Source organism: Caballeronia fortuita, from assembly GCF_001544835.2.
GTDB classification, from domain to species: domain Bacteria; phylum Pseudomonadota; class Gammaproteobacteria; order Burkholderiales; family Burkholderiaceae; genus Caballeronia; species Caballeronia fortuita.
Genome location: NZ_FCNX02000018.1, coordinates 144,213 through 171,146 on the forward strand (window position 1 = coordinate 144,213; position 26,934 = coordinate 171,146).

The following is a 26,934-nucleotide window of genomic DNA, read 5'->3' on the forward strand; positions in this document are numbered from 1 at the left end:
ATTGTAATCACGCACGAACCATTCCACTCGATGTGAACAGTCAGGCAACGTTCTTTACAGAAGGCACGTTTCGCGCTCCCTATAATCGAGGCACATATCGACGCAGGGATCGTGCAATGACGGACAGAGCTTCACTGACCACGATGGGCGCATGCCTGTTGCTCGCGCTGCTTGCCGGATGTTCGACCGGCCTCAATCGATCGAAGGAAGATCGGTTGAACGCGCAATACGGCATCGTCATGTTGCCGGTCAAGGGAGGCGTGGAGATGCGCCTGCCCGAAGCGCCGCTCTTCGATACCGACGAGTCGGCTCTTCGCGACACCCAGTCGCCGGTGCTCGATCGCGCCGCGCAAGTATTGAAGCGCAGCATGCGGCCCGTGCTGATCGAAGGCCACACCGACAACGAAGGCTCGCTTGCGTATAACCGCACGCTGTCGGCGGCACGCGCGGAGACCGTCGCACAGGCGTTGATCGCGCGCGGCGTACCCGCAGAACGCATCACGACGAAGGGCATGGCATACCTGCGCCCGATCGCATCCAACGCCACGCGCGAAGGACGCGCATTGAACCGGCGCGTGGAGATTCTCGTGCGCGCCGAGAACGAAGAAACGCTGCTCGGCGCGCCCGCGAAGGTCAAGCGCTAGCGGGCTGCGCCACTTCCAGCACGAGCAATTGCGAGCCGTCGGCGACCTGATCGCCGACTTGGAACAGAATCTCGCCGATCTTGCCGCCAGCCGGAGCCACGATCGTGTGCTCCATCTTCATCGCTTCCATCACCATCAGCGGCGCGCCCTTTTCGACCGTCGCGCCCGTTTCCACGAGCACCGCGATCACCTTGCCGGGCATCGGCGCGGTAAGCCGCCCTTCGTGCTCGGCATCGCCCGCGTGCGCCATCAGGTTCTGCCATTCGAACTGAAAGGCCGCGCCTTCGTGAAAGACGTGGAAGACATCGCCATCGGTGAAGACGTGGCCTTTGATGAGCGCATCGTCGAGCTGGACGGCAAACGACGTCTCACCGCTATGCGACCAGTCGAAGCGCGCGCTGGCATCGTTCAGACGCAGGCGTTTTTCGCCGTTCTTCGTGAACACGACTTTCAGCGCTTCGTCGGTATCGAGCGCGCGCCAGTTCAAGTCCTGGCTGTAGCCGCCCGCCATGCGCCAGTGCGACAGCGCATCCCACGGCGAATGACCGTGCGCTTCACCGCCCTCGCGCGTGAGCAGCGCCGCGCATGCGAGCGCGAGGCCCTTGTTGCGTGAGACGTGCGTGGGCGCAAAGAGCGTATCGTGATGACGTTCGATCAGGCCGGTGTCGAGATCGCCCGATGCAAACGGCTCGCTCTTCACGATGCGTTGCAGGAACTCGACGTTCGTCGACAACCCGACGATCTCGCATTCCGCCACCGCGCGCGCCATGCGGGCGAGCGCGTCGCGACGATCGCGACCATGCACGATCAGCTTCGCGATCATCGGATCGTAGAACGGCGTGATCGCGTCGCCCTGACGCACGCCGCTATCGACGCGCACGTCGCCGTCGATCGAAAACTCCACCGCGTGCGGCATGCGCAGATGCTTGAGCGTGCCCGTCGACGGCAAGAAGCCGCGCGACGGGTTCTCTGCATAGATGCGCGCCTCGATCGCGTGGCCATGCACCTTCAACTCGTTTTGCTTCAGCGGCAGCGGCTCGCCCGCCGCCACGCGCAGTTGCCATTCGACGAGATCGAGGCCGGTCACCATCTCCGTCACCGGATGCTCGACCTGCAAACGCGTGTTCATCTCCATGAAGTAGAACTGGCCGTCCTGCGTCATGATGAATTCGACCGTGCCCGCGCCGACGTAATTCACCGCGCGCGCCGCCGCGACCGCGGCTTCGCCCATCGCGCGGCGGGTTTCACCGTTGAGACCGGGCGCGGGCGCTTCTTCCAATACCTTTTGATGGCGACGCTGCACGGAACAATCGCGATCGAACAGATAGACCGCGTTGCCATGTTTGTCCGCGAAGACCTGCACTTCGACGTGACGCGGACGCAGCAAATACTTTTCGATCAGCACGCGATCGTTGCCGAAGCTCGACGCCGCCTCGCGCTTGCACGATGCGAGCGCCTGCGCGAAATCCTCGCTCTTCTCGACGACGCGCATGCCCTTGCCGCCGCCGCCCGCGCTCGCTTTCAGCAGCACCGGATAGCCGATGCGATCCGCTTCGCGCTGCAGCAGCGACGCGTCCTGATCGTCGCCGTGATAGCCCGGCACGAGCGGCACGGACGCGTGCTGCATCAGCGCCTTCGCGGCGGCCTTCGAGCCCATCGCGCTGATCGCCTCGACGGGCGGCCCGATGAAAACGATGCCCGCCTTCTCGCACGCGTTCGCAAATGCTTCGTTTTCCGAAAGAAATCCATATCCCGGATGAATCGCTTGCGCGCCGGTCTTCTTCGCTGCATCGACGATGCGTTCGATGCGCAGATAACTCTCCGACGCAGCCGATCCGCCGACATGCACCGCTTCGTCGCAGACATCGACGTGCTTGGCTCTGGCATCGGCATCCGAATACACGGCAACGCTGCCGACGTTCAGACGCTTCGCCGTCGCCGCCACGCGGCATGCGATTTCGCCGCGGTTCGCTATGAGTATTTTGTTGAACATGGCGTTACATCCGTGGGTCACATGCGGAACACGCCGAAGCGTGTTTCTTCGATAGGCGCGTTCATCGTCGCGGCAAGGCCGAGGCCGAGAACGTCGCGCGTTTGCGCGGGATCGATCACGCCGTCGTCCCACAGGCGCGCGCTCGCATAATACGGATGACCTTGCGCTTCGTATTGATCGCGGATCGGCGCCTTGAACGCTTCCTCTTCTTCCGCGCTCCACGTTCCGCCCTTCTTTTCGATGCCGTCGCGCCGCACCGTCGCGAGCACGGACGCGGCCTGCTCGCCGCCCATCACCGAGATGCGCGCGTTCGGCCACATCCACAGGAAACGCGGCGAATACGCGCGGCCGCACATGCCGTAGTTGCCCGCGCCAAACGACCCGCCGATGATCACCGTGAACTTCGGCACCTTCGCGGTTGCAACCGCCGTCACCATCTTCGCGCCGTTGCGCGCGATGCCTTCGTTCTCGTACTTGCGCCCGACCATGAAGCCCGTGATGTTCTGCAGGAACACGAGCGGAATCTTGCGTTGCGCGCACAGTTCGATGAAGTGCGCGCCCTTCAACGCCGACTCGGAAAACAAAATGCCGTTGTTCGCGACGATGCCGACCGGATGCCCCCAGATATGCGCGAAGCCGCAGACGAGCGTCGTGCCGTAACGCGCCTTGAACTCGTCGAACGCGGAATCGTCGACGATGCGCGCGATCACTTCGCGCACGTCGAAAGGCTTGCGCGTATCGACGGGAATCACGCCGTACACGCTTTGCGGGTCGTAGCGAGGCGGCAGCGGTTCTTTCAATGCGAGCGTCGGCGTCTTCACGCGATTCAGATTGCCGACGATGCTGCGCGCGATGCCGAGCGCATGCGCGTCGTTCTGCGCGAGATGATCGGCGACGCCGGAAAGACGCGTATGCACGTCGCCGCCGCCCAAGTCTTCGGCGCTGACTTCTTCGCCGGTCGCAGCCTTTACCAGGGGCGGGCCGCCCAGAAAGATCGTGCCTTGATTCTTGACGATGATCGATTCATCGCTCATGGCGGGCACATACGCGCCGCCCGCTGTGCACGAACCCATCACCACGGCGATCTGCGCGATGCCTTGCGCCGACATGTTCGCCTGGTTGTAGAAGATGCGGCCGAAGTGATCGCGGTCGGGGAAGACATCGTCCTGATTCGGCAGGTTCGCGCCGCCCGAATCGACCAGATACACGCACGGCAGGCGGCTCTGCTCCGCGATTTCCTGAGCGCGCAAATGCTTCTTCACGGTGACGGGATAGTACGTGCCGCCTTTCACGGTCGCATCGTTGCACACGACCACGCACTCCTGCCCCGCAATGCGCCCGATGCCGGTGATGATGCCCGCGCCCGGCGCGTCGTCGTTGTACATGCCGTACGCGGCGAGTTGCGAAAACTCCAGAAACGGCGTGCCCGGATCGAGCAGTTGCGCGATGCGATCGCGCGGCAGCAGCTTGTTGCGCGACACGTGCTTGTCGCGCGCGGCCGCGCCGCCGCCTTCCGCGATCTTCGCGATCTTTTCCTTGAGATCGGCGACGAGCGCTTCGAGCGCGGCGGCGTTCGTGCGGAAGTCCTCTCCGCGCGGATTCAGTTTCGATTCGATGATCGTCATGACGCGCGCCTCAAGCCGTCTCGGCGAACAGTTCGCGGCCGATCAGCATGCGGCGGATCTCGCTCGTGCCCGCGCCGATCTCATAGAGCTTCGCATCGCGCCACAGGCGGCCGACCGGATATTCGTTGATGTAGCCGTTGCCGCCGAGCACCTGAATCGCTTCGCCGGCCATCCACGTCGCTTTTTCGGCGGTGTAAAGAATGACGCCCGCGCAGTCCTTGCGCACCTGACGCACGTGATCCGTGCCGAGCGTGTCGAGTTGTCGGCCGACCGCGTAGAGATAGGCGCGGCACGCCTGCAGCGTCGAATACATGTCGGCGACCTTGCCCTGGATGAGCTGAAATTCGCCGATCGCCTGACCGAACTGCTTGCGATCGTGGATATACGGCACGACCGCGTCCATGCACGCGAGCATGATGCCGGTCGGCCCGCCCGCGAGCACGGCGCGCTCGTAGTCGAGACCGCTCATCAGCACCTTCGTGCCGCCGTTCAGTTGCCCGAGGATGTTTTCCTTCGGCACTTCGACGTTCTCGAACACGAGTTCGCCCGTGTGCGAGCCGCGCATGCCGAGCTTGTCGAGCTTCTGCGCAACGGAGAAACCCTTCATGCCCTTCTCGACGATGAACGCCGTGATGCCGCGCGGACCCGCCTCGATGTCCGTCTTCGCGTACACGACGAGCGTGTCGCAGTCGGGGCCGTTGGTGATCCACATCTTCGTGCCGTTGAGCACGTAGTGGTCGCCCTTTTCCTCGGCGCGCAGCTTCATGCTGACGACGTCGGAGCCTGCGTTCGGCTCGCTCATTGCCAGCGCGCCGATATGCTCGCCGGACACGAGCTTCGGCAGATACTTGCGCTTCTGCGCTTCCGTGCCATTGCGATGAATCTGATTCACGCACAGATTCGAATGCGCGCCATACGACAACCCGACCGACGCCGACGCGCGCGAAATCTCTTCCATCGCGACCATGTGCGCCGTGTAGCCCATGTTCGCGCCACCGTACTCCTCGGAGACGGTCATGCCCAGCACGCCGAGATCACCGAATTTCTTCCACAGGTCCATCGGGAACTGGTCGCTGTGGTCGATCTCGCCCGCGCGCGGCGCGATTTCCTTCGCCGCGAAATTGGCGAGCGAGTCGCGCAGCATGTCGATATCTTCGCCCAACGCGAAATTCAGGCCGGGTACGTTGCTCATGGGTCGTCTCCTCCAGATGCGGGTATTTTCGGTGCGTCCTGAAATCTGAGTTTCACTCACACAAGACGCTAAACCACGGGATTGGGGAATTTCACGCTCAAATCGTCTATCCGTCAATAGATTTTTGAGCTACGCTCACATTTATCTCCCCACGTTTCCCGCCAATGTCGACGCAAACCACCGCCACCGGCCGCCGCGCGCCCGCCGGAGTCAAATCGCAGCAGCGCGTAAAGGACATCCTGCAGGCGGGCCGCGACGTCTTCGCCGAAAAGGGCTACGACGCCGCGACGAGCGCCGAGATTGCGCAGCGCGCGGGCATTTCGGAAGCGACGGTCTTCAGCTATTTCAGCGGCAAGCGCGAGTTGTGCGCGCGCGTGATCGCGGATTGGTACGACGAGATCATCGACGCATTCGAAAGCGGCCTGCCGCGCGACGGCTCCGTGCGCCAGCAGTTCGCGTTCATCGTTCGAACGCACATGCGGCTGATGTTGATGAACGGCACGGGGCTATGCGCGCTGGTTCTTTCGGAAGGCCGCACGAAGCAGCACGATCTGTCGGATACGCTGACGGAACTGCAACGCCGCTATACCGCGCCGCTGATGGACGTGCTCTCGCGCGGCCAGGCGCTCGGCCACGTGCGCGCGGACATGCCGTTGCGCCTGTTGCGTTCGCTTGTCTTCGGGCCGATGGAACACGTGCTGTGGGATGCGACGCTCGCCAAACGCCGCCTGAGTCAGACTCAGATCGAGACGACGGCGAACGAACTGGTAGACGTGTTGTGGACCGCCCTGCAGCCGCCGAACGCGCGACTGGCCGCGCTGGCGCAATTCCGGCAGGACGTGGAGGAAGCGTCGCGGCGCTTCGAGGCGGGCGCCGCACGCGGGAAACCTACTTCTTGATGAAGCGCAACGCGAGACGCGCAAGTTTCGGAACGGTGACCGGACGCAGCAGGCGCGCGTCGTAACCGCCCATGCGGCGATCGTTTTCCGCGAGACACAGTTCGATCAGCGAACGAAGCGATACATCGCCCGCGACGGAATCGCCGACATTCGCCGGGAAGTTCGCGTCCTGCGCCGCGCCGCTCTTGTCGAAGCCGCGCGCGAGCGAAATGCGGTCGCGGATCAGCGAACACCACACGCTCGCGGTCTTCGCAAGTAACCACGGCCTGCGATACCACGGCAAACTCCGCCGATACCACGCGACCCAGTTCGCGAAAAACAGAATGTGCCGCGCTTCTTCCTGAATGACCGGCTCGAAGGTTTCGACGAGTTCCTCGGGAAAATACCCGGACTGCCGCGCCGCTTCGAAGAGCCCGAACGCGAAGAAACTGTCGATGCACTCGCTGTAGCCCGTCAGCATCCACGCGCGCAGGGCGTCGTCGGGCGCGGGATACGGCGGCTCGGGCGCGAGCTCGATGCCGTACGCTTCGACCAGCTTCGAAAGCACGAGCTTGTGGCGCGCTTCCTCGCCGCCGTTCATCCGCAAGGCTTCGCGCAGTTGCGGATCGTCGACGGTGCCAGCGTAGGTCGCGACGCGTATCGATGCGCGCCCTTCCGTCTGCACGGCGATATCCCAGATCGGCAGCGAGGTCACGCGCTTCAACGCGGCCGGATCGAGCTTCGGCCAGTCGATGACGGCGGGCTTGTACGGATTGTGCGTCGTCAGCAGCATCTCGCAGAACATGCGCTTGTGCAGGTCCGAACCGATCGGAATCTTTCCCGTCGACCGGTACGTCCAGTTGCGCATCGCATGATCTGCTTCGAGTGTGTTGAGCGTGTCGGACATATTCGAATATTGGCCGCCGATGAGGTACGTCCTGCGGATTCTGGCACACAGGACGGCGAATCGCAGCATCGCGCGCCAATTTTCGGTCGGCGTCGGCGCGGGAACCGCATCGGAATCGATCAATCCGGCCGGATGCCGTCCATCAGCAATGCGACGACGTGCCGCGCAAGCTGCTCCGTGCTGACGGCGCGATCCGCGTCGCGCCAGCGGAGCGCCGCAAGCGGAAACACCGTCAGCCCGAACAGCGACGCGAACACGAGCGACGGCTCCAGCGCCGCGTTCAGCTTGCCCTCCTTTTGCCAGCCGGCGATGCGCTCGATCGCGTGATCCTTGTGCGTGTCGCCGAAACGCTCGGCCATGCGACGGCGCAACAGCCCGCCCTCGCTGATCATTTCGCGGACCCACAGCGCCGCGAACCATGGATGCCTGTCGACGGTCGCGACGAGCGTCTTCACGAACGCGCTCAAGGTCTCGACAGGCTCCGAATGCGGATCGTTGAACACGCGCGCAAGCTCGACGCGCAAGGGCACGAAGCGCTCGTCGATCAGCATGTCGAGCAACTGCTCGCGCGTCTTGAAGTAGTAATGGACCATCGCCGGGGTGACGCCCGCCTCGCGCGCGATCGCGCCGAGCGTCGTCTCGCCGATCCCCTGCCGCGCGAACAACGCCAGCGCGATATCCAGCAGTTGAGCGCGCGCCTGCTCGCCGTGCGCGCCGCCCGGCCGTCCCGGCGGGCGTCCGGGTTTTCTTGGTGGCGCGAGCGTGTCAGATTCGTCCGAGCCGGATTGCGATACGTCGTTTGCCATAGGAATTTGACGAGAACCATCCCGTCGACTATATTAATCTTTATGTTAATTAATTACAATTCGCGTCGTTCTTCGGGCGCCTGCCCGCTCGCGGATTCGTAAAAGCAGATCATCAATATGACATCTTTGCATCAAACCGCCGTCGCGGGCGCGAATGCGTCCGAGGAGACCGGCCTCGCAACGAAGCCGCCCATCTGGCTGCTGTTCACGGCGCTCATGCTCGTGATGCTGCTCGGCGCGCTCGACCAGACGATCGTGTCGACCGCGCTGCCGACCATCGTCGGCGACCTCGGCGGGCTCGATAATCTCTCGTGGGTCGTTACGTCCTACCTGCTCAGCTCGACGATCGTCGTGCCGCTCTACGGCAAGTTCGGCGATCAGTTCGGCCGTAAGATCGTGCTTCAGGCGTCGATCGTGATCTTTCTCGCCGGCTCGATCCTCTGCGGCGTCTCGCAGAACATGACGCAGCTCATCGCGTTGCGCGCGCTGCAAGGTCTGGGCGGCGGCGGGCTCATGGTCGTCACGATGGCCGCGATCGCCGACGTCATCCCGCCCGCCGAACGCGGCCGCTTCCAGGGCCTCTTCGGCGGCGTGTACGGGCTCGCGACGGTCGTCGGCCCGCTGCTCGGCGGCTTTCTCGTCGAACATCTGTCGTGGCGCTGGATCTTCTATATCAACGTGCCGCTCGGCCTCGTCGCGCTCGCCGTGATCCAGTTCGTGTTCAGGCCGCACTCGGCGCACGTGAATCATCGCGTCGACTACATGGGCGCGGGCTTTCTCGCCGCCGCGCTCACCTGCATCATCCTGTTCACGAGCGAAGGCGGCACGCTCTTGCCGTGGAGTTCGCCGCAGCTCTGGTGCACGCTCTTGCTCGGACTCGTGTGCGTGGGCGGTTTTGTGTACGAGGAACGCCTCGCCGCCGAACCGATCATGCCGCTCTCGCTTTTCAAGGAGCGCACCTTCGTGCTCGCGGGGCTGATCGGCTTCATCGTCGGATGCGCGCTTTTCGGCGCGGTCACGTTCCTGCCGCTCTACCTTCAGGTCGTGAAGGGTTCGACGCCGTCCCAGGCCGGTCTGCAGATCACGCCGATGATGGGCGGCGTGCTGCTGTCGTCGATATTGAGCGGGCGCATCATCAGCAAGATCGGCAAATACCGCTTGTTCCCGATCATGGGCACGGCGCTCGTCGCCGGCGCGATGCTGCTGCTTTCCACGCTGGATCTTGACACGCCGCTCGCGCTCATGAACGTCTACATGGCGCTGCTCGGACTCGGGCTCGGCATGGTGATGCAGGTGCTCGTGCTGGCGGTGCAGAACGTCGTCGAATTCCGGCTGATGGGCGTGGCGACTTCCAGCGCGACACTGTTCCGCTCGATCGGCGGCTCGGTCGGCGTGGCAGCGTTCGGCGCGATCTTTTCAAACAGCTTGCGCTCGCGTCTCGAAGCGCTCATGCCGTCCGGCACGGAACTGCCGCAATCACTCGGGCCGCAGGCGGTCGCGCATCTGCCGGCCGCGCTGCGCGACGATTATCTGCACGCATTCGCGAGTTCGATGCACACGGTCTATCTCGTCGCGGCATGCATTGCGCTCGTCGCGTTCGGGCTGTCGTGGTTCCTGCAAGACCACCCGCTCAGGAAGAGCTGATTACGAGGAAAGGCTCTAATGCTCCGGCTATCGGGGCTTTTACTAGCTCCCGAACTATTTTGGCTTGGTAACCTTCTGCCGATTCTGAGCGGACACGATCCGCGGAATATCATGCTCCGGCGCCCAACGACGCGCCGGACGCCCGGATCGAGACCTACCGGGCTGAAACTGACCACCTTTCGGAGTTAAAACAGTGAAGAAACTGCTCGCGGCACTGACGATGTCCCTCCTCGCCGCCACGTCGCTCACCGCCGTCACGCCGGCGCTTGCGAAAGACTATTCGACGATCCGTTTCGGCGTCGACGCAAGCTATCCTCCGTTCGAATCGAAGGGTTCCGACGGCAAGCTGGTCGGTTTCGACATCGATCTCGGCAACGAGATCTGCGCGCGCCTGAAGGCCAAATGCGTGTGGGTGGAAAACGACTTCGACGGCATGATTCCCGCGTTGAAGGCGAAGAAGTTCGACGGCGTGCTTTCCTCGATGTCGATGACGCCGCAACGCGCCGAACAGATCGCCTTCTCGAGCAAGCTCTTCAACACGCCGACGCGCCTCGTCGCGAAAAAGGGCAGCAACATCCTGCCGACGCCTGACAGCCTGAAGGGCAAGAACGTGGGCGTCGAACAGGGCACGATCCAGGAAACGTACGCGAAGACCTACTGGGCGCCGAAGGGCGTGACGGTCACGCCGTACCAGAACCAGGATCAGGTGTATGCCGATCTGACCTCGGGCCGTCTGGACGCCGCGCTGCAGGACGCGGTGCAGGCTGAAATCGGCTTCCTGAAGACGCCGCGCGGCGCGGGCTACGACTTCGCCGGCCAGAACATCGACGATCCGAAGACGCTCGGCAACGGCGCGGGCATCGGTCTGCGCAAGGAAGACACGGATCTGAAGGCGAAGATCGACAAGGCGATCGCCGACATCATCAAGGACGGCACCTACAAGAAGCTCGAGAAGAAGTACTTCGACTTCGACGTGTACGGCGGCTAAGCTTCTCGTCACAAGCCACACCAACTGACGAACGGGCTCCGCGCTCAAGGGCGCGGAGCCCGTTTTTCTTTCGGCCGCCCGCCGCGCCGATTTCGGCTAAGATCGAACGTCCAACAGGACGCCGGCGGAAGGAGACACCGCGGCGCCCGGCAATCCCAAGAGGCAAGACCCGCGCATCGAACGCGCGCGCACATTATGCAAACCAGAACTCATTCCCTCATCTCGCCGACGCTCGGCACCTCCCGCACCATTTCGAGCTTTCACTACGGCCCCGGCGGCGGCCAGAAAATCTACATCCAGTCCTCGCTGCACGCGGACGAACTTCCCGGCATGCTCGTCGCGTGGCGTCTGCGCCGTCAGCTTGCCGAACTCGAAGCGGCGGGCAAGCTGCGCGGCGAAGTCGTCATCGTGCCGGTGCCGAATCCGATCGGTCTGTCGCAGCATCTGCACGGCACGCTGATGGGCCGTTTCGAGACCAACAGCGGCCACAACTTCAACCGTAATTTCCACGATCTCGCAGCCCTGATCGCGCCGCGCATCGAAGCGCGCCTCGGCAAGGATGCGGGTGCCAACAAGCTCGCCGTGCGCGCCGCGATGCGGGAAGCGCTCGACGAGCAGACGCCGCACACCGAACTCGAATCGCTGCGCCTCGCGCTGCAAAAGCTGTCGTTCGACGCCGATGTCGTCCTCGACCTGCACTGCGACCTCGACGCCGCGCTGCATCTCTACACCAATCCGGACATCTGGGACGAAGTCGAGCCGCTCGCCCGCTATCTCGACGCGAAGGCGTCGCTGCTCGCGCTGAATTCCGTCGGCAATCCGTTCGACGAGATTCACAGCTTCTGCTGGTCCGACCTGCGCCAGCGTTACGGCGAGCGCTTCCCGATTCCGAACGGTGGCATCTCGGTGACGGTCGAACTGCGCAGCCAGCACGACGTGTCCTACGAACTCGCCGATAAAGACGCGCAGGCGATCGTCAACTATCTGATTCATCGCGGCGTGATCGATGCGCCCGTGCCCGAAGCGCCGCCGCTCGCCTATCCCGCGACGCCGCTCGCGGGCGCGGAGCCGATCGTCGCGCCGGCCTCCGGCGTGCTCGTGTTTCGCGCGCAAGTGGGCGCGTTCATCGAAGCGGGCGAGCCGATCGCCGATATCGTCGATCCGCTCACCGATGTCGTCACCACGCTCAAATGCACGACCTCCGGCGTGATGTACGCGCGGCATATCACGCGTTTCGCGACCGCCGGGCTTGAAGTGGCGCGCATCGCGGGTGCGAAGGCGTATCGGACGGGCTCGCTGCTGTCGGCGTAAGCGTCGCGTTTCCGGTCAGAACGGCGCAAGACCGCATTGCGCCGCGACGACCTTCCACGCGCCGCCAATGTTTCCCCACGTTCGCGTGTAGCGCAAGCTGCCCGCGAACGGCGCGCCGCCGAACGTCCCCGAAATCGCGACGCGCGTCACCGTGACGGCGAAGCCGCCATACACGCGCACGCTCTGATCCTCGACCTCCAGCTTGTCGATGCGCTGCATGCCGTAGCGATGCCCGTTGAGATCGTCGGCCTTCGTCCAGACCTTGCCGGTTGCATCGACGAAGCTCAGGTCGTCGGCGAGTAGCGCATCGAGCGCGTCCACGTCCGACGCCACCATCGCCTTCTTCAGGCGCTCCTCCAGTTCGCGGATTCCTTGCTCGTCCATGTTTTCGCTCGCGGTGAGAGAACCGTGAGCATCGCATCGGACCCGGCGAATGCACAAGCCGGGAAATTTCGCCAGTGCTGTTGCATGCGCGATACAGCGTAAGTCGTCTGAAAGCGCTGTCACATTCCTTTCTTTGGCGCCCGCTACATTTGCGCCCGTCGACGCCACGCGCCATCAGAGCGCGACGCACTGCAGACACCGTCAACAACCACACCGCGAACCAACACACGGAGCTTGTTTTGAAGAAGAATCTCTTGGCGACCGCGACGCTCGCCGCCTTTGCCGCCCTCGCCGCCACCTCCGCGCACGCGCAAAGCAGCGTGACGCTGTACGGCATCATCGATGCCGGCATCAGCTACGTGAACAACAGCACGCAAACCGCGACCCGCGCGGGCGAGAAGCTCTTCAAGTACGACGACGGCATCGCGCAAGGCAGCCGTTGGGGCATGAGGGGTTCGGAAGACCTGGGGGGCGGCATGAAGGCGATCTTCACGTTGGAAGGCGGCTTCAACAGCGGCACGGGCACGCTCGGCCAGGGTGGCGCGCTCTTCGGCCGTCAGGCGTATGTCGGTCTTGCGAAGAACGACGTCGGCTCGGTGACCTTCGGCCGTCAATACTCGTTCTCGACGGACTACCTCGGCAGCAACTACTCCATCGGCGGTCAGACCGTCGCGGGTAACTACGGTTACCACATGAACGACGTCGACCAGCTGACGTCGAGCCGCATCAACAACTCGGTGAAGTTCAGCAGCGCGAGCTTCTACGGCGTGACGTTCGGCGCGATGTACGGCTTCTCGAACCAGGCGGGCGCGTTCGCGGGCACGCCGAACACGACCGTCGGCACGACGACGACGGCGGGTTCGTCGCGCGCCTACAGCTTCGGCCTGAACTACAAGGCGGGTCCGTTCGGCATCGGCGCGGCGTACACCGACATCCGCTATCCGGCGGCTTCGACGCCCGCGTTCAGCACGGCCGTCGCGAATATCCAGACGATGGGCACCGCGAACGCCGGCAAGGACCTGCGCACGTTCGGCGTCGGCGCGAACTACGCGTTCGGCGCGGCGACCGTGTTCGGACTCTGGACCAACACGCTGTTCGAGCCGATCAACGGCGCGAGCTCGAAGCTCAACGCGTTCGATGTCGGCGGCAAGTACGCGTTCACGTCGGCGCTGTCGGCCGGTCTCGGCTACTCGTACCTCAACATGACGGGCAATTCGAGCGGCCACTGGAATCAGGTCGATGCAAGCGTCGACTACGCGCTCTCGAAGCGCACCGACGTCTACGTGCTCGGCATCTATCAGAAGGCATCGGGCTCGAACCGCGGCGTCGAGAATCAGGCGTCGATCGGTTCGTCGTCGTCGAGCTACTTCGGCACGTCGGGTCTGGGCGAAAACGACCAGCTCGCGTTCCGCATCGGCGTTCGCCACAAGTTCTAAGCGCTTCGGCTCTTTATCGGGCTGAAAGAAATCGGGCCGCCGGACGTATCGGGCGGCCCGATTTTTCATTTCTTGTCGGACTTCTTGCCGACGGCCTTGTGATAGCGCTCGATGTACTCGTCCATCAGCTTGCGGATCGCGCGGCCGATCAGCATGTAGTCGCTTTCGTTCAGATTCGCGAGCGACACGCGCCCCGACGGATGCTGCGTGCCGAAGCCGCGCCCCGGCAACAGCACGACGCGCGCTTCCTTCGCGAGCCTGAAGAGAATCTCGGAAGGCTCGGTGTTCTCGATGACCCAATCCACCAGATCGCGGCCATGCCTGCGCTCGCCGAGATATTCGATATCGAGGATCGTGTAGTAGTCGACCTCGTTCTTGTCTTCCTCTTCGAGCGCGATGCCGATCTCGCGATACAGCGCCTGCTTGCGGCTGCGGATCAGGCGCTTCAGCGCGTTCTTGTACGCGTCGGGCGTGTCCATCAGCGAGAAGAGCGAGAACAGCACCATCTGCACCTGCTGCGGGGTCGAGAGGCCCGCCGTGTGATTCAGCGCGACGGTGCGGCTGTCGGCCACGAGACGGTCGATGAACTTGAGCTTGTCGGGCTCCGTCGTGATCGATTCGTAGCGCTCGTGAAGCTGCGCCCGCTGGTCTTTCGGCAATGCGGCGAGCTGCTTGTCGAGCACGTTGTCGCGATGCGTCGCGATCGCGCCGAGACGCCAGCCGGTCGCGCCGAAATACTTCGAATACGAGTAGACGAGGATCGTGTTCTTCGGACACAGCGCGAAGAGCGATACGAAATCGTCGGCGAAGGTGCCGTAGACATCGTCGGTCAGCAGGATGAGATCGGGGCGCTCCTTCACAATGTCCGCGATGTACTGAAGGCTTTCGTCGTCCATCTTCACCGACGGCGGATTGCTCGGATTCACGAGGAAGAACGCCTTGACCTTCGGATCGCGCAGCTTGTCGAGTTCGGCCTTCGAGTATTGCCAGCCGTTCGCGACGTCCGCTTCCAGATTCACGACCTTCAGCTTGTAGTCGTTCAGGCGCGGGATCTCGATGTACGGCGTGAAGATCGGCGTGCCGAGCGCGATCGTATCGCCCGGCGCGATCAGGAAGTTCTCGCGCATCGTGTTGAAGATGTAGGTCATCGCGGCGGTGCCGCCTTCGACCGCGAAGACATCGAACTCGCCGACGAACGGATGCTTGCCGATCATCTCGCGGCGCAGATATTGCGCGACGATCTGCTCGGAGAGCTTCAGCATGCGGTCGGGCACCGGGTAGTTCGAGCCGAGAATGCCTTCGCACATCTCGTAGAGAAAGTCGCCGGCGTTCAGGCCGAGCTGATCGCGCACATACGACACCGCGCCCGCGAGAAACGCGATGCCCGGCACGCCCTTGTTCTCCCGCGCGAAGATTTCGAAGCGCTCTTCCAGCCCTTCGCGCTTAGGAAAACCGCCGACGCCTTCGGGCATGTACGCGAACGAGCGCTCCGACTCGCGCATCGCGAAGAGGCCCAGTTGCCAGAAGCCGTGACGCGGAATCGTCGCGAGGAAGTTGGGATTGCCGCGCCCGGCGTTGAGCATCGAGAGATTGGCCGGCCGTTCGACCGCCCCGCCGCCCGCCGCCTTGATGAGCTCGTCCTTCAGCTCGAACGGGCTGAGCGCCGCCATGCCGGCGCGATCGCCGGAACCTGCTTTATCGGACTTTGCCATCCAACACCTCCAGATTTGATAGTCGAAACAAGGCGACGGGAGACGCGCGTCACGTAAGCAGCATCACGATGACCATGCCCCAGATCGTCAGCAGCGTATTGCCGACCGCATAGGTCACCGTGTAGCCGAGGCCGGGCACCTGACTCTTCGCGGCGTCGCAGATCATGCCGAGCGCGGCGGTCGTCGTGCGCGCGCCCGCGCAGATGCCGAGCAGGATCGCGGGATGAAACTTGAACACGTACTTCGCGACATACATGCCGATGATGAGCGGCACCGACGACGCGAAAATGCCCCACAGGAAAAGACTCACGCCGAGCTTCTGCAAGCCCGCGACGAAACCCGGCCCCGCCGATATGCCTACGACCGCGATGAAGACGTTCAGGCCGACCGAGTTCATGAACCAGATGGTCGGCGACGGAATGCGGCCGAAAGTCGGATGAATCGCGCGCAGCCAGCCGAACACGATGCCCGCGATGAGCGCGCCGCCCGCCGTCGACAACGTGAGCGGAATCGCGCCGACGTGCAGCACCAGCGCGCCGATCAGCGCGCCCAGCGTGATCGCGAGGCCGACGAAGGCCATGTCGGCGGCATCGGCGGGACGGTCGAGCACGCCGAGCGTCTTCGCGGCCGCCGTCGTGTCCTGCGTGCGGCCGACCAACGTGATCGTGTCACCGCGATGCAGCTTCGTGCTCGGCAGAATGGGAATCTGCGTTTCGGTCGCGCCGCGCTTGATCTTGCGCAGAAACACGCCGCGCGATGCAGGAGACTGCGCGAGTTCGAGCAGCGTCTTGCCGTCGACTTCCTTGTTGGTCACGTAGACATCGACGCCTTCGACCGGCACCGCGAGCAGTTCGGCGTCGTCCACTTCTGTCGCGACGCCGCCGAGCAGTTCGACGAGCAGTTCGCGCCGCCCCGCGACCGCGACGACATCGCCGGGCTGGAGCACGTCGTCGATCTTGGCTTCCTGGATCGTCCCGCCGCGCCTGATCCGCTCGATGAAAAGCCGCGTGCCGGCCGGCTCCAGCGCCTCCGCCTGCGCGACCGACATGCCCGCCGCGCGCCCGTGCTCCGCCACCCGATAGGCGCGCAGCTCGAACTTGTGCCACGCCTGCCCCGCGCCGCCCAGTTCGCCGCCGCCGCCGAGTGTCGCCTCGTACTCCTTGCAGGCCGCGACGAGATCGATGTTCAGCAGCTTCGGCCCGAGCATCGCGAGAATCAGCGCGGAGCCGATCGTCCCGAAGATATAGGTCACGGCGTAGGCGGTCGGCATGGCGTCGAGCAGCGACTTGGCCTGATCGGGCGGCAGCCCGAGCCGATTGATGGCGTCGGTGGCGAGGCCCATCGATGCCGAAATCGTCTGCGAGCCCGCGAAGAGACCGGCCGCCGAGCCGACGTCGTAACCCGCGATCTTCGCCGCCGCGTAAGGCGCCGCGAGACACAACACGCACTGGATGACGGAGAAGAGCGCCTGCGGCAAGCCGTCTTTCGCGATGCCGCGCACGAACTGCGGCCCGACGCCGTAACCGACCGCGAACAGGAACATCAGGAAGAAGACCGATTTGACGTTCGACGAGATGGTGATGCCCAATTGCCCGATGGCGATGGCGGCGAGCAAGGTCGCCGTCACCGCGCCGAGGCTGAAGCCGCGAAAGCTCTTCCCGCCGACCCAATAGCCGACGCCGAGCGAAAGAAAGATGGCAATCTCAGGGTAGCTGCGCAGCGTTGCCGTAAGCCATGACATAGACACTCCTTTGCGACGTGAGCCGCACTGTCGCCCGAAGATTCGGACGCTCGAGCGGTGTCTTTTCGTTCAATACACCATTTTTCGCCGTTGAGGTTGATTCCGTTCGACTTGCCGTCGGGCCCGTTCGCAACGCGCGCAGTCGACACGATCTGAGTGCCTACTGAAACGGATTCCTAAATAATAATGGTATCGAAAAACGCTGGAATGAAACCGGTCGCACGCCGATTCTTTGCGCCAGATCATATTTTCGCCCGCTGAAACAAAAACAGCGGCCGAAGCCGCTGTTCTTATCGACGCAGTCTTAGACGCGTCTTATTCCGCCGTTTCGAGCAGCGGGTAATCCGTGTAGCCTTTTGCGCCGGGCGCATAGAACGTCGACGTGTCCCAATTGTTGAGATCGGCATCGACTTCGAAGCGGCGCACGAGATCCGCATTCGCGATGAACGGCTTGCCCCACGCGACCGCATCGGCGTCGCCGCGCGCGATGATCGCTTCGGCGCTGGCCTTCGAGAAACCTTCATTGGCGATGTAGACGCCGCCGAACGCCTTCTTCAGTTGCGGGCCGAGGCTGTCCGCGGCTTCGTGCTCGCGTGCCGCGATGAACGCGATCTTGCGCTGACCCAGCTCACGCGCGACATAACCGAAGGTCGCGGCGCGATCGCTGTCGCCCATCGTGTGCGAATCGGCACGCGGCGCAAGATGCACGCCGACACGGTCCGCGCCCCACACTTCGATCGCCTGATCGACGACTTCGAGCAGAAGACGCGCGCGGTTCTCGATCGAGCCGCCGTATGCGTCGGTGCGCTGATTCGTGCTGTCCTGCAGGAACTGGTCGAGCAGATAGCCGTTTGCGCCATGCACTTCGACGCCGTCGAAGCCCGCGCGCTTCGCGTTCTCCGCGCCCTTGCGGAAGGCCGCGACGACACCGGCGATTTCATCGAGTTCGAGTGCGCGCGGCGTCACGTACGGACGTTGCGGACGCACGAGGCTCACGTGGCCGCCCGCTGCAATGGCGCTCGGCGCGACCGGCAGTTCGCCGTTCAAAAACACGGGGTCCGAAATGCGGCCGACGTGCCACAGTTGCAGAAAAATCTTGCCGCCCGCGTCGTGCACGGCCTTCGTCACGAGCTTCCAGCCTTCCACTTGTTCGTCGGACCAGATGCCCGGCGTGTCGGCATAGCCCACGCCTTGCGGCGTCACCGACGTCGCTTCGCTCAGAATGAGTCCCGCCGCCGCGCGGTCTGCGTAGTACTGCGCCATCAACGCGTTCGGCACGCGTTCGATGCCGGCGCGCTGACGCGTGAGCGGCGCCATGATGATGCGGTTCTTCAGCGTGAGTGCGCCTACTTTGAGCGGATCGAAAAGAGTCGACATGGATTGGATTCCTAATGAAATTGAAAGCGGACTTTCACCGAATGGCAAGCAAGCTCAGAGACTCCCGATGGAATCGCGGAACGCCTGAATGACCGCTTCGTCGCGCTTGAAAAACACCCACTGTCCTACGCGCTTCGTGGTGACGAGCCCGGCTTTGTGCAAGGTCGCGAGATGCGCCGAAACGGTGGACTGCGACATGCCGCAGCGCCCATCGATCTGACCCGCGCAAACGCCGTGCACGTGCGGCAGTTCCTGATCAGGGAAATGCAGCTCCGGCTCCTTCAGCCACTCGAGAATTTCGCGGCGAAGGGGGTTGGCTAAGGCCTTGTGAATTGCGTCGATGTCCATTTCGTTGCTCGTGCGTCTGACGAATCGAAGGCGCAAAGCCTTCCGAATCGTCTTGAGTCGAAGTATATATCGCAAATCTACGATATGCAAATCCCGCGTCGAATGCATCGATTGAATCAATGCGGCGATCCGCGACATGCCGCCGCGCCGCGCCGTCTGGTACGCTCGCGGGTTTCATCGGCTGCAAAGAAGGCTGCAAACTTTTATGGATACTCCTTTCAACGAACGCGGCGTGACGCTCTCGCGCGCCGGGCTGTCGGCGTCGGGTCAGATGATTCCGCTGCGCGATCTGCGCGCCGCGCGCGTCGTGACGATTCCGCGGCAGAAACCGTTGCCCGTCATCATCGCGCTGATCGGACTAGTCGTGCTCGGCGCGGGCATTTTCACCGGCGCAGGCGCGGCGCTCGTGCTCGGCGTGATGATCGTGGTCGTGGGTTATCTCACGTGGATCACGCAGGACGTGATCTATCAGCTGATGGTCGCGACGCCCGGCGGCGAGCGCGAAGTGCTCATCACGAAGGATCAGGAATTCGCGGACAAGGTCGCGGCGCTCGTCGGCGAAGCGGTCGCAAAACATGCGGCAGGCGCGGCGGCCAAGCCGCAAGCGTGAGCTTTTACGCCGCGTTTACGCGGCGGCGCGCACCTTTAGCCGGGTTTTTAGGCGGCCGGCGCTAGAGTTCAGGCGTTGCCACAACGGGCCGTCATCGGACGGCTTCATATCGATGTATATCCGCACTGCCGATTCGTCCGCGCTTCCTCAAGCGCACAGCGGCGGCTCGCCGCGCCGCAAGGAAGCGCGCCGCTGCGTCGCGTTCGATCTCATCGTACCGGGCCTCGATTCATCGGGCGCGCGCGAGGTGCTCGCCTATGCGTTCGGCGTGGGCACGCAGGCGTACATCGTGGAGACGAGCCGCCTCCACGAGTGCACCACGCTCTATGTCGAGACCGGCAGCGACGACATCAACGACGTCATCGGCACGCTCACCGCGCATTTCCCGAACGCGACGCTCGGCCGCGTCATCCGGATCGATCGCATCACGCGGCCCTAGACGTCCGTCACGTCACCTGCAACGGCTCGACGTGCCAGATATCGCGCGCGTACTCCGCGATCGTGCGATCCGACGAAAAGATGCCCATGCCCGCGACGTTCTCGATCGCGCTTCGCGTCCACGCGTCCTTGTCGCGGAACTTGAGATCGACTTCGGTTTGCGTCTTGTCGAAGCTGTCGAAGTCGGCGAGCACCATGTAGTGATCGCCCCAGTCCACGAGCGTATGGAAGATGTCGTAGAAACGATGCGGCTCTTCCGGCGAGAAATGCCCGAGGCGAATCTGGTCGAGCGCGAGCTTGAGTTCCGCGTTCTCCTCGTAGATCTGCCGCGGCCGATACCCCGCCGCGCGCAGCGACTCGATCTCGTCGGTCGTGTTGCCGAAGATGAAGATGTTCTCGCGCCCGACGGCATCGCAGATTTCGATGTTCGCGCCATCCAGCGTGCCGATGGTCAGCGCGCCGTTCAGAGCGAGCTTCATGTTGCCGGTGCCCGAGGCTTCGGTGCCTGCCATCGAAATCTGCTCCGACAGATCCGCCGCCGGAATGATGAGCTCGGCCACCGATACGCCGTAGTTCGGGATGAAGCCGACCTTCAGCCTGTCGCCGATGAGCGGGTCCGCGTTGATCCGCTTCGCGACATCGTTGATGAGCTTGATGATGTTCTTCGCCATCTTGTACGCCGATGCCGCCTTGCCCGCGAACATCACCACGCGCGGCGTCCAGTCCTGCTCCGGATTCTCGCGGATGCGGTTGTAGCGCACGATCACATACAGGATGTTGAGCAGTTGCCGTTTGTATTCATGGATGCGTTTGACCTGCAAGTCGAACAACGCTTCCGGATTGATGATCGCGTTGGCATCGCGTTTCGCGCGCTCCACGAGCCGCAGCTTGTTCTGGAACTTGGCCTCGTGAAATGCCTTGCGAAACTCGGGATCGTCGCGCCATTCGCGCAGGCGGCCGAGTTCGAAGAGATCGGTGCGCCAGCGCGGCCCGAGCCGCTTGTCGATCAGTGACGACAGCGACGGACTCGCCTGCGCGAGCCAGCGGCGCGGCGTGATGCCGTTCGTCACGTTGGTGAAGCGCTCCGGGAACATGCGCGCGAAATCGGAGAAGATGTTCTGCACCATCAATTGCGAATGCAGCTTCGATACGCCATTCACCTTGTGGCTCGCGACGATCGCGAGATGCGCCATGCGCACGCGCCGCTGACCGAATTCATCGACGAGCGAGATGCGGCGAATCAGTTCGACATCGCGTCCGAACTTCTCCGTCACCTGCTTGAGAAACTGCGCGTTGATCTCGAAGATGATCTCCAGATGACGCGGCAGCAAGCGCGCGAGCATCTCGACGTCCCACGTTTCGAGCGCCTCGGGCATCAACGTGTGGTTCGTGTAGGAGAACATCTGCTGCACCAGCTTCCACGCCTTGTCCCAAGGCAGATGATGCCGGTCGACGAGCAGGCGCATCAGTTCGGGAATCGCGAGCACGGGATGCGTGTCGTTCAGATGCACCGCAACCTTCTCCGCAAGCCGCCCGAAATGCGTATGCGTGCGCTGATAGCGTCGAATCAGATCCTGCATCGTCGCGGAGACGAAAAAGTATTCCTGGCGCAGACGCAGTTCGCGCCCGGCTTGCGTCGAATCGTCCGGATAAAGCAGGCGCGATACATGTTCCGACGTGTTCTTCGCCTCCACCGCGCGCCGATAGTCGCCCTGATTGAACGCGGAGAGGTCGAACTCGTCGGTCGCGCGCGCGGACCACAGGCGCAGCGTGTTGGTGGCCGTCGTCGCGAAGCCGGGAATGACCGTGTCGTAGGCCATCGCGTTGACGTGCTCGGTGTCGATCCAGTCGGTGCGATCGTCGTGCTGCACGGTGCGGCCACCGAAATGCACGGTGTACACGACTTCGGGGCGCGGAAACTCCCACGGATTGCCCGCGCGCAGCCAGTAATCGGGCATCTCGACCTGATTGCCGTCGACGACCGTCTGCCGGAACATGCCGTATTCGTAACGAATGCCGTAGCCGAAGCCGGGCACGCCGACGGTCGCCATCGAATCGAGGAAGCAGGCCGCGAGACGCCCGAGGCCGCCATTGCCGAGCGCAGCGTCCGGTTCGAGCTCTTCGAGCGCGGCGAGATCGACGCCGAGGCCGGCGAGCGCGTCGCGCACCTCGTCATAGATGCCGAGCGCGAGCAGCGCATTGCTGAAAGTTCTGCCGATGAGAAACTCCATCGACAGGTAGTAGACGCGTTTCACGTCCTGCTCGTATTGCAGCCGCGTAGTGCGCATCCAGCGTGCGACGAGCCGGTCGCGCACGGCCAGTTCGGCGGCATGGAGCCAGTCTCGCGGCTGCGCGGTGACCGCGTCCTTGCCGACGCCGTACATCAGGCGGTTCGAGATGGAGCGCCTGAGCGCATCGACGGTGCTGTTGAGCTGGTCGAATTCCAGGTCGACGGATGTCATCGAAACCTCCGGTATTTGCAACATATGCAACGACCGCGAAAGCCTGGCGGGAGTTCAAACCGGACGCACCGAAATGGCGCCCCGCTCCGGTCAGGCGGGTGCGGACGTGCCTGAACGTGCAGGTTACGCCAGTTTTATTTTTTTTGGTATGACAAGGCCGCAACAACGCGCAACCACGACGGCGAGGCCCGCAAATTGCTCGCAAGCCTTTCACGCGCATGACTTTATTTCGGATTCCGTAGTGGTTCCGTAGCGGTTCCGCGCGATACGGCGATCTAACGGCGCGGGGCACGCGCGGCGATGAGCAGAAGCGCCGCGAGCGACACGGCCAGCAAGATCAGCGAAAGCGCCGACGCCGGCAGATAGTAGCCGCGATTGACTTGCCCCACGACGACGATCGGCACCGTCGCGAAACCGGGCGGATAGACGGTCAGCGTCGCGCCCAGTTCGCCGAGCGAGAGCGCGAACCCGAGCGCGAGACTCGCGCGGATCGCGGGCACGAGCTGCGGCAGCACCACGCGCGCGAGCACCATGCGCGGCGGCGCGCCGAGACTCGCGGCGGCTTCGCGCAAGACCGTGAGTTCGGGACGCAGCGCGGCGGCGGCGCACCGGTAACAGAACGGCAGGACGAGCGCGAGCTGCACGAGCACGACGATGGCGGCCGACCCGGACAGATCGAGCGGACGCTTGTGATACGCGATCAGCACCGCAAGCCCGAGCACGACGCTCGGCACGCCGCTGCCCATCATCGCGACGGCATCGACGAGTGCGCCGAGACCACGCCGGTCGCGGCCTTCCAGCGCGAGCGCAAGCCACAGTCCCAACGCCGTGCCGATGAACGCGACGCCCAGGCCGACTTCGAGGCTCGTCATGACGGCATCGAGATCGCTTGACGAAAGCCGCGCGAACCAGCGCGTCGAAAAGCCATCGGGCAGGATCGTGCCGGACCAGTGCGACGCCACGCTCGACAGCGCGACGACCGCAACCGGCAAAACGAACAGCCAGAAGCACAGCAACGCGACGAACGCGGTGAACGCATGACGCAACAGCGCCTGCGGTCTGAACGCGGCAGCGATGACCTGCATCTCAGCGCCCTCCTTGCGAGCTGCGGCTCGATCGGCGGTTCACGCGCCGGTACAACGCATAGAGCGACAGCGACATCAGCAGCATTACGACCGATCCCGCGGCGGCCGTGGGCAGATCTAGATCGACGGTCGCGGCGCTGTAGATCGCGATCGGCAGCGTGATCAGATGCGCGCTGCCGAGCACGAGCAGAATGCCGAACTCGTTCAACGTGAGCAGGAAGCAGAGGATCGTGCCCGCCGCGATACCCGGCCACGCGAGCGGGAGCACGACTTTGGTCGCGACCATCCAGCCATCGGCGCCGAGGCTTTTCGCGGCTTCGACGAGCCGCATGTCGAGCGTCGCATACGATGCGAGCGTCGGGCGCACGACGAACGGCGCATAGAACACGACTTCCGCGAGAATCACGCCGCCGATGCCGAAGAGAAAGTCGAGCGGCGCCGCATCGAGCGAGAAGATGCGCTGCAGGCCGATGCTCACCGCGCCTTGCGAGCCGTACAGAAAGATCAACGTGAACGCGACCAGAAACGACGGAAACGCGACGAACAATTCCAGAAAACGCGTGAGCAGGCGCGCGCCCGCGAACGGCCTGAAGAACAACATCGACGCAAGCGCGACGCCGAGCAACGAAGCGATGCTCGCGCTCGCGAAGAGAATGCCGAGCGTCGTGCCGATCATGCCGCGCGTTTCGGGATTGCCGAAGAACGCGGTGTACGCGTGCAGCGAAAAGCCGTTCGGACCGCTCACGCTCAACATGACGAGGCGCGCGAGCGGATAGACCACGAGCGGCCCGAGCACGAGCACGAGAATGAAGAGCAGATGCCATTGCGCCTTGCGCTCGCGGCGTCGCGCTTGCCCGGCGTGCGCGGCGAATTGCGCGGGCAGATCCGCGTCGCTGATGCCGCCATCGCGGGCGACGCTGTCAGGGACGAACAAGGACGACATCGTCAGCCTCGAAGCGAAGTGAAACGCGCGTGCCTTTGTCCGGCATGCGCGTGTGACCGCGCTGCGTCGTCACGAGCACGGGCTCGCCGGGCAACGAATCGAGCGCGACGGAAATGGAGAGCGCCGCGCCGTACCATTCGACGGACGCGATCGTGCCGTGCAACGGACCTTCGCCCAGCGGCACGATGACAAAGCGCTCCGGACGAATGCACGCGAGACGTTCACGCTCGTCGTGACGCGTATCGCCGACCGGATACACGACGCGCGGCGGCAGCAGATTCGCCGCGCCGAGATAGCGCGCGACAAAGGCATCGCTGGGCGCGTCGTAAAGTTCGCGCGGTGCGCCGAGTTGCGCGATGCGGCCATCGCGCATCAGCAATGTGCGATCGGAAAGCACGAGCGCGTCGTCCTGATCGTGCGTCACGCAGACGATCGTGAGATTCGGCAGACGTTCATGCAGAGCCTTCAGCTCGCTGCGCACGGATGCCCGCAGATTTGCATCGAGCGCGGAGAGCGGCTCGTCGAGCAGCAGCACATCCGGTTCGATGACGAGCGCGCGCGCGAGCGCCACGCGCTGCTGCATGCCGCCGGAAAGCTGCGCGGGCATGACGTGACCGGCATCGGAGAGTTGCACGAGCTTGAGCGCATCGGCGACGCGCCGCGCGATCTCGCCCGTCTTCAGCTTGCGCGCGCGCAAGCCGAACGCGACGTTGTCGAACACGGACAGATGCGGAAAGAGCGCATAGCTCTGAAACAGCAGCCCGAGATTGCGCTGATGTGGCGGCACGTGCGTCAGATCGCGGCCCGCGACGGCGAGCTTGCCCGCGAGCGCATCGGCCTTTACGAAACCGGCGATGAAGCGCAGCAGCGTGGTCTTGCCGCAGCCGCTGCGGCCGAGCACGGTCAAGAACTCGCCGCGTCCGATGCGCAGCGACAGATCGTCGAGGACGGTGCGCGTGCCGAAGCGCACCGTCAGGCGATCGATATGCACGCCCGGCGTCTCATCGACGCCGAACGCCTGCTTTGGAATCGCGTTCATCAGGACTTCGGCTTGACGACTTCGGTCTGCTTGCCGGTGTTGCCGATCACTTCGGTTTTCCAGCGCTCGGTCCAGCCGGCTTTCTTCTGCATGACTTCGTTCCAGTCGACCGGAATCAGCTTCACGCCTGAGATGGCCTGCTTGACGGCATCGCCGTTCTTGCCTGCGAGCGGCACGTCGGTGCGGCCCGGAATGCCGTAGATGTCGGGCACTTTCGACTGAACTTCCGACGACATCAGATAGTCGATCAGCTTCTTGCCCGCTGTCTGATTCGGGCCGCTCTTGATGAGGCCGATCGCGTAGGGAAGCTGGAACGTGGTCGGCGCTTCGCCTGCCTTGTGCGAGAGGAAGAGCGGCTTGATCGAGAGACCGCCGTTCGCGGCATCGTCGAGGTCCATTTGCAGGTCGCCGTTCGCGAAGGCGATTTCGTTACGCGAGAGCAGCACGTCGAGATAGCCCGTGCCCTTCGTGTGGAACTTGGCGTGCTGCTCGAGATCCTTGAGGTATTTGAACGCCTGGTCTTCGCCCATGAGCGCGGAGGTCAGGATGATGACGGCCATGCCGTCGCCCGCGGTAGCCGGATTCGAATACGCGATTTTGCCCGAGTAGTTCGGATGCAGTAGATCGGCGAAGGTCTTGGGCGCGGACCTGGTGACTTCGGGATTGATTGCGAACGAGAAATAGTTGTTCACGAACGTGGCCCATGCGCCGTCTTTTTCTTTCGCGATGGCGGGGACGTTTTTGTAGTTGACGCTCTGATACGGCTGCAGCAGGCCGCCTTGCTGCGCTTGCTGGATGAATGGCGGCAGCGTGACGAGCACGTCGGCTTTGGGCGAATCCTTTTCGACGGTGGCGCGGTTCACGACTTCGCCGCTGCCTGCCGTGACGATGTTGACCTTGACGCCTTCTTTCTTTTCGAATGCGGGAAGCACGTCCTTGTAGAGATTTTCGAGGCCATCGGCGGTGTAGAGAACGACGGCGTCGGCGGCGTGAGCGGGCATCGCGGCAAGCAGAGTGAAAGCGGCGGCGAACGCCGGCAGCACGTTGCGCGCGAAGCGGAAATCGCGGGTCATGGTGGTCTCTCGTGTCGGGATGTTGGAAGGTCGGTCGCGACCTTCGACCCGAAGGATTGCAGAGCTCTGTGACATCGACGTGAAGGCGCCACGGGGCGCCAATTATTTGCACGATTTGCCACGTGGTTATTTGGTCGTTCGGGTGATTCACATCAGGCGGGTTTTGTTTTTTTCGCTGGATCCCGTTTTCTTTGTGGTCTGTTAGCGTTGCCCCTGTGCGGGGCGGCACCTACTTTCTTTGCTGCTGCAAAGAAAGTAGGCAAAGAAAGCAGCTTTTCAGGCCCGCGGTCACACGCAC

The 26,934-nt window shown here is 63.5% G+C and carries 23 protein-coding genes; 8 read left to right on the plus strand and 15 right to left on the minus strand.

All coding sequences use genetic code 11. The annotated features are described in order from the left end of the window. Window positions 1–116: 116 nt before the first annotated feature. The gene (locus tag AWB77_RS28780; RefSeq protein ID WP_061137871.1) at window positions 117–644 is read left to right on the plus strand and encodes an OmpA family protein; all 528 of its coding nucleotides are present in this window, start codon (window positions 117–119) and stop codon (window positions 642–644) included. Here the strand turns inward: AWB77_RS28780 and AWB77_RS28785 are convergent. From AWB77_RS28785 to AWB77_RS28795, 3 genes are read right to left on the minus strand one after another with little or no spacing between them, the layout of a single operon-like run. Beyond that, window positions 634–2,637, minus strand: coding sequence for an acetyl/propionyl/methylcrotonyl-CoA carboxylase subunit alpha (locus tag AWB77_RS28785; RefSeq protein WP_061137872.1), 2,004 nt, complete (start codon window positions 2,635–2,637; stop codon window positions 634–636). The genes AWB77_RS28780 and AWB77_RS28785 overlap by 11 nt on opposite strands. 17 nt (window positions 2,638–2,654) lie before the next feature. Beyond that, a complete protein-coding gene (locus tag AWB77_RS28790) occupies window positions 2,655–4,262 on the minus strand; it encodes a carboxyl transferase domain-containing protein (RefSeq protein WP_061137873.1) in 1,608 nt (535 codons plus the stop codon). A gap of 10 nt (window positions 4,263–4,272) precedes the next feature. Next, a complete protein-coding gene (locus tag AWB77_RS28795; RefSeq protein ID WP_061137874.1) occupies window positions 4,273–5,454 on the minus strand; it encodes an isovaleryl-CoA dehydrogenase in 1,182 nt (393 codons plus the stop codon). 164 nt (window positions 5,455–5,618) lie between these two features. Between AWB77_RS28795 and AWB77_RS28800 the strand changes: the two genes are divergently transcribed. Next, window positions 5,619–6,353: a TetR/AcrR family transcriptional regulator gene (locus AWB77_RS28800; protein WP_061137875.1), complete on the plus strand. Its 735-nt coding sequence runs from the start codon at window positions 5,619–5,621 to the stop codon at window positions 6,351–6,353. On the opposite strand, the gene AWB77_RS28805 is transcribed toward AWB77_RS28800, so the two are convergent. Both AWB77_RS28805 and AWB77_RS28810 read right to left on the minus strand, forming a co-directional pair. Then, a complete protein-coding gene (locus AWB77_RS28805; protein ID WP_061137901.1) occupies window positions 6,343–7,239 on the minus strand; it encodes a ferritin-like domain-containing protein in 897 nt (298 codons plus the stop codon). The genes AWB77_RS28800 and AWB77_RS28805 overlap by 11 nt on opposite strands. Window positions 7,240–7,358: 119 nt before the next feature. After that, window positions 7,359–8,045 (minus strand): TetR/AcrR family transcriptional regulator, encoded by a 687-nt coding sequence (locus AWB77_RS28810; protein WP_061137876.1) that lies wholly within the window; start codon window positions 8,043–8,045, stop codon window positions 7,359–7,361. 117 nt (window positions 8,046–8,162) lie between these two features. Here AWB77_RS28810 and AWB77_RS28815 point away from each other — a divergent pair, with 117 nt between their 5' ends. From AWB77_RS28815 to AWB77_RS28825, 3 genes are all read left to right on the plus strand, one after another. Next, window positions 8,163–9,689: an MDR family MFS transporter gene (locus tag AWB77_RS28815; RefSeq protein ID WP_208601574.1), complete on the plus strand. Its 1,527-nt coding sequence runs from the start codon at window positions 8,163–8,165 to the stop codon at window positions 9,687–9,689. A gap of 193 nt (window positions 9,690–9,882) precedes the next feature. Then, entirely contained in the window at window positions 9,883–10,677 is a 795-nt protein-coding gene (locus tag AWB77_RS28820; protein WP_061137877.1) for an ABC transporter substrate-binding protein, read from the plus strand. A gap of 195 nt (window positions 10,678–10,872) precedes the next feature. Further along, entirely contained in the window at window positions 10,873–11,988 is a 1,116-nt protein-coding gene (locus AWB77_RS28825) for a succinylglutamate desuccinylase/aspartoacylase family protein (protein ID WP_061137878.1), read from the plus strand. Window positions 11,989–12,003: 15 nt separating this feature from the next. Here AWB77_RS28825 and AWB77_RS28830 read toward each other — a convergent pair whose 3' ends face one another. Continuing rightward, a complete protein-coding gene (locus AWB77_RS28830; protein ID WP_061137879.1) occupies window positions 12,004–12,372 on the minus strand; it encodes a nuclear transport factor 2 family protein in 369 nt (122 codons plus the stop codon). Between the two features lie 239 nt (window positions 12,373–12,611). On the opposite strand from AWB77_RS28830, the gene AWB77_RS28835 reads away from it, so the two are divergent. Continuing rightward, window positions 12,612–13,808 (plus strand): porin, encoded by a 1,197-nt coding sequence (locus tag AWB77_RS28835; RefSeq protein WP_061137880.1) that lies wholly within the window; start codon window positions 12,612–12,614, stop codon window positions 13,806–13,808. Between the two features lie 65 nt (window positions 13,809–13,873). Here AWB77_RS28835 and AWB77_RS28840 read toward each other — a convergent pair whose 3' ends face one another. The 4 genes from AWB77_RS28840 to AWB77_RS28855 form a co-directional block, all read right to left on the minus strand. Beyond that, window positions 13,874–15,520, minus strand: coding sequence for a bifunctional aspartate transaminase/aspartate 4-decarboxylase (locus AWB77_RS28840; RefSeq protein ID WP_061137881.1), 1,647 nt, complete (start codon window positions 15,518–15,520; stop codon window positions 13,874–13,876). Between the two features lie 49 nt (window positions 15,521–15,569). Continuing rightward, window positions 15,570–17,261 (minus strand): aspartate-alanine antiporter, encoded by a 1,692-nt coding sequence (gene aspT, locus AWB77_RS28845; protein ID WP_061137882.1) that lies wholly within the window; start codon window positions 17,259–17,261, stop codon window positions 15,570–15,572. 315 nt (window positions 17,262–17,576) lie between these two features. Then, window positions 17,577–18,638 carry an alkene reductase gene (locus AWB77_RS28850; RefSeq protein WP_061137883.1) on the minus strand — a complete coding sequence of 354 codons (1,062 nt, stop codon included), beginning with the start codon at window positions 18,636–18,638 and terminating at the stop codon, window positions 17,577–17,579. Between the two features lie 54 nt (window positions 18,639–18,692). Further along, the gene (locus AWB77_RS28855) at window positions 18,693–18,986 is read right to left on the minus strand and encodes an ArsR/SmtB family transcription factor (protein ID WP_061137903.1); all 294 of its coding nucleotides are present in this window, start codon (window positions 18,984–18,986) and stop codon (window positions 18,693–18,695) included. 205 nt (window positions 18,987–19,191) lie between these two features. On the opposite strand from AWB77_RS28855, the gene AWB77_RS28860 reads away from it, so the two are divergent. Further along, on the plus strand, window positions 19,192–19,596 hold the full coding sequence (locus tag AWB77_RS28860) for a DUF6232 family protein (RefSeq protein WP_061137884.1): 405 nt from the start codon (window positions 19,192–19,194) through the stop codon (window positions 19,594–19,596). Window positions 19,597–19,708: 112 nt separating this feature from the next. Next, window positions 19,709–20,035 carry a hypothetical protein gene (locus AWB77_RS28865; protein WP_061137885.1) on the plus strand — a complete coding sequence of 109 codons (327 nt, stop codon included), beginning with the start codon at window positions 19,709–19,711 and terminating at the stop codon, window positions 20,033–20,035. A gap of 7 nt (window positions 20,036–20,042) precedes the next feature. On the opposite strand, the gene AWB77_RS28870 is transcribed toward AWB77_RS28865, so the two are convergent. The 5 genes from AWB77_RS28870 to phnS form a co-directional block, all read right to left on the minus strand. Further along, window positions 20,043–22,496, minus strand: a complete 2,454-nt coding sequence (locus AWB77_RS28870; protein WP_061137904.1) for a glycogen/starch/alpha-glucan phosphorylase — start codon at window positions 22,494–22,496, stop codon at window positions 20,043–20,045. A gap of 275 nt (window positions 22,497–22,771) precedes the next feature. Continuing rightward, complete coding sequence (phnV, locus tag AWB77_RS28875) at window positions 22,772–23,581, minus strand: 2-aminoethylphosphonate ABC transport system, membrane component PhnV (RefSeq protein WP_061137886.1); 810 nt, start codon at window positions 23,579–23,581, stop codon at window positions 22,772–22,774. A gap of 1 nt (window position 23,582) precedes the next feature. Beyond that, entirely contained in the window at window positions 23,583–24,524 is a 942-nt protein-coding gene (locus AWB77_RS28880) for a 2-aminoethylphosphonate ABC transporter permease subunit (RefSeq protein WP_061137887.1), read from the minus strand. After that, complete coding sequence (phnT, locus tag AWB77_RS28885; RefSeq protein WP_061137888.1) at window positions 24,502–25,563, minus strand: 2-aminoethylphosphonate ABC transport system ATP-binding subunit PhnT; 1,062 nt, start codon at window positions 25,561–25,563, stop codon at window positions 24,502–24,504. Before phnT ends, AWB77_RS28880 begins: the two co-directional genes overlap by 23 nt. Next, window positions 25,563–26,636 (minus strand): 2-aminoethylphosphonate ABC transporter substrate-binding protein, encoded by a 1,074-nt coding sequence (phnS, locus tag AWB77_RS28890; protein ID WP_061137889.1) that lies wholly within the window; start codon window positions 26,634–26,636, stop codon window positions 25,563–25,565. The genes phnT and phnS overlap by 1 nt, the downstream gene beginning before the upstream one ends. Window positions 26,637–26,934: the final 298 nt, after the last annotated feature.

Bases quoted from the DNA above. Each gene is read 5' to 3' on its own strand.
- AWB77_RS28780 (WP_061137871.1), top strand. From the start codon at position 117: ATGACGGACAGAGCTTCACTGACCACGATGGGCGCATGCCTGTTGCTC.
- AWB77_RS28785 (WP_061137872.1), bottom strand. From the start codon at position 2,637: ATGTTCAACAAAATACTCATAGCGAACCGCGGCGAAATCGCATGCCGC.
- AWB77_RS28790 (WP_061137873.1), bottom strand. From the start codon at position 4,262: ATGACGATCATCGAATCGAAACTGAATCCGCGCGGAGAGGACTTCCGC.
- AWB77_RS28795 (WP_061137874.1), bottom strand. From the start codon at position 5,454: ATGAGCAACGTACCCGGCCTGAATTTCGCGTTGGGCGAAGATATCGAC.
- AWB77_RS28800 (WP_061137875.1), top strand. From the start codon at position 5,619: ATGTCGACGCAAACCACCGCCACCGGCCGCCGCGCGCCCGCCGGAGTC.
- AWB77_RS28805 (WP_061137901.1), bottom strand. From the start codon at position 7,239: ATGTCCGACACGCTCAACACACTCGAAGCAGATCATGCGATGCGCAAC.
- AWB77_RS28810 (WP_061137876.1), bottom strand. From the start codon at position 8,045: ATGGCAAACGACGTATCGCAATCCGGCTCGGACGAATCTGACACGCTC.
- AWB77_RS28815 (WP_208601574.1), top strand. From the start codon at position 8,163: ATGACATCTTTGCATCAAACCGCCGTCGCGGGCGCGAATGCGTCCGAG.
- AWB77_RS28825 (WP_061137878.1), top strand. From the start codon at position 10,873: ATGCAAACCAGAACTCATTCCCTCATCTCGCCGACGCTCGGCACCTCC.
- AWB77_RS28830 (WP_061137879.1), bottom strand. From the start codon at position 12,372: ATGGACGAGCAAGGAATCCGCGAACTGGAGGAGCGCCTGAAGAAGGCG.
- AWB77_RS28840 (WP_061137881.1), bottom strand. From the start codon at position 15,520: ATGGCAAAGTCCGATAAAGCAGGTTCCGGCGATCGCGCCGGCATGGCG.
- aspT (WP_061137882.1), bottom strand. From the start codon at position 17,261: ATGTCATGGCTTACGGCAACGCTGCGCAGCTACCCTGAGATTGCCATC.
- AWB77_RS28850 (WP_061137883.1), bottom strand. From the start codon at position 18,638: ATGTCGACTCTTTTCGATCCGCTCAAAGTAGGCGCACTCACGCTGAAG.
- AWB77_RS28855 (WP_061137903.1), bottom strand. From the start codon at position 18,986: ATGGACATCGACGCAATTCACAAGGCCTTAGCCAACCCCCTTCGCCGC.
- AWB77_RS28860 (WP_061137884.1), top strand. From the start codon at position 19,192: ATGGATACTCCTTTCAACGAACGCGGCGTGACGCTCTCGCGCGCCGGG.
- AWB77_RS28865 (WP_061137885.1), top strand. From the start codon at position 19,709: ATGTATATCCGCACTGCCGATTCGTCCGCGCTTCCTCAAGCGCACAGC.
- AWB77_RS28870 (WP_061137904.1), bottom strand. From the start codon at position 22,496: ATGACATCCGTCGACCTGGAATTCGACCAGCTCAACAGCACCGTCGAT.
- phnV (WP_061137886.1), bottom strand. From the start codon at position 23,581: ATGCAGGTCATCGCTGCCGCGTTCAGACCGCAGGCGCTGTTGCGTCAT.
- AWB77_RS28880 (WP_061137887.1), bottom strand. From the start codon at position 24,524: ATGTCGTCCTTGTTCGTCCCTGACAGCGTCGCCCGCGATGGCGGCATC.
- phnT (WP_061137888.1), bottom strand. From the start codon at position 25,563: ATGAACGCGATTCCAAAGCAGGCGTTCGGCGTCGATGAGACGCCGGGC.
- phnS (WP_061137889.1), bottom strand. From the start codon at position 26,636: ATGACCCGCGATTTCCGCTTCGCGCGCAACGTGCTGCCGGCGTTCGCC.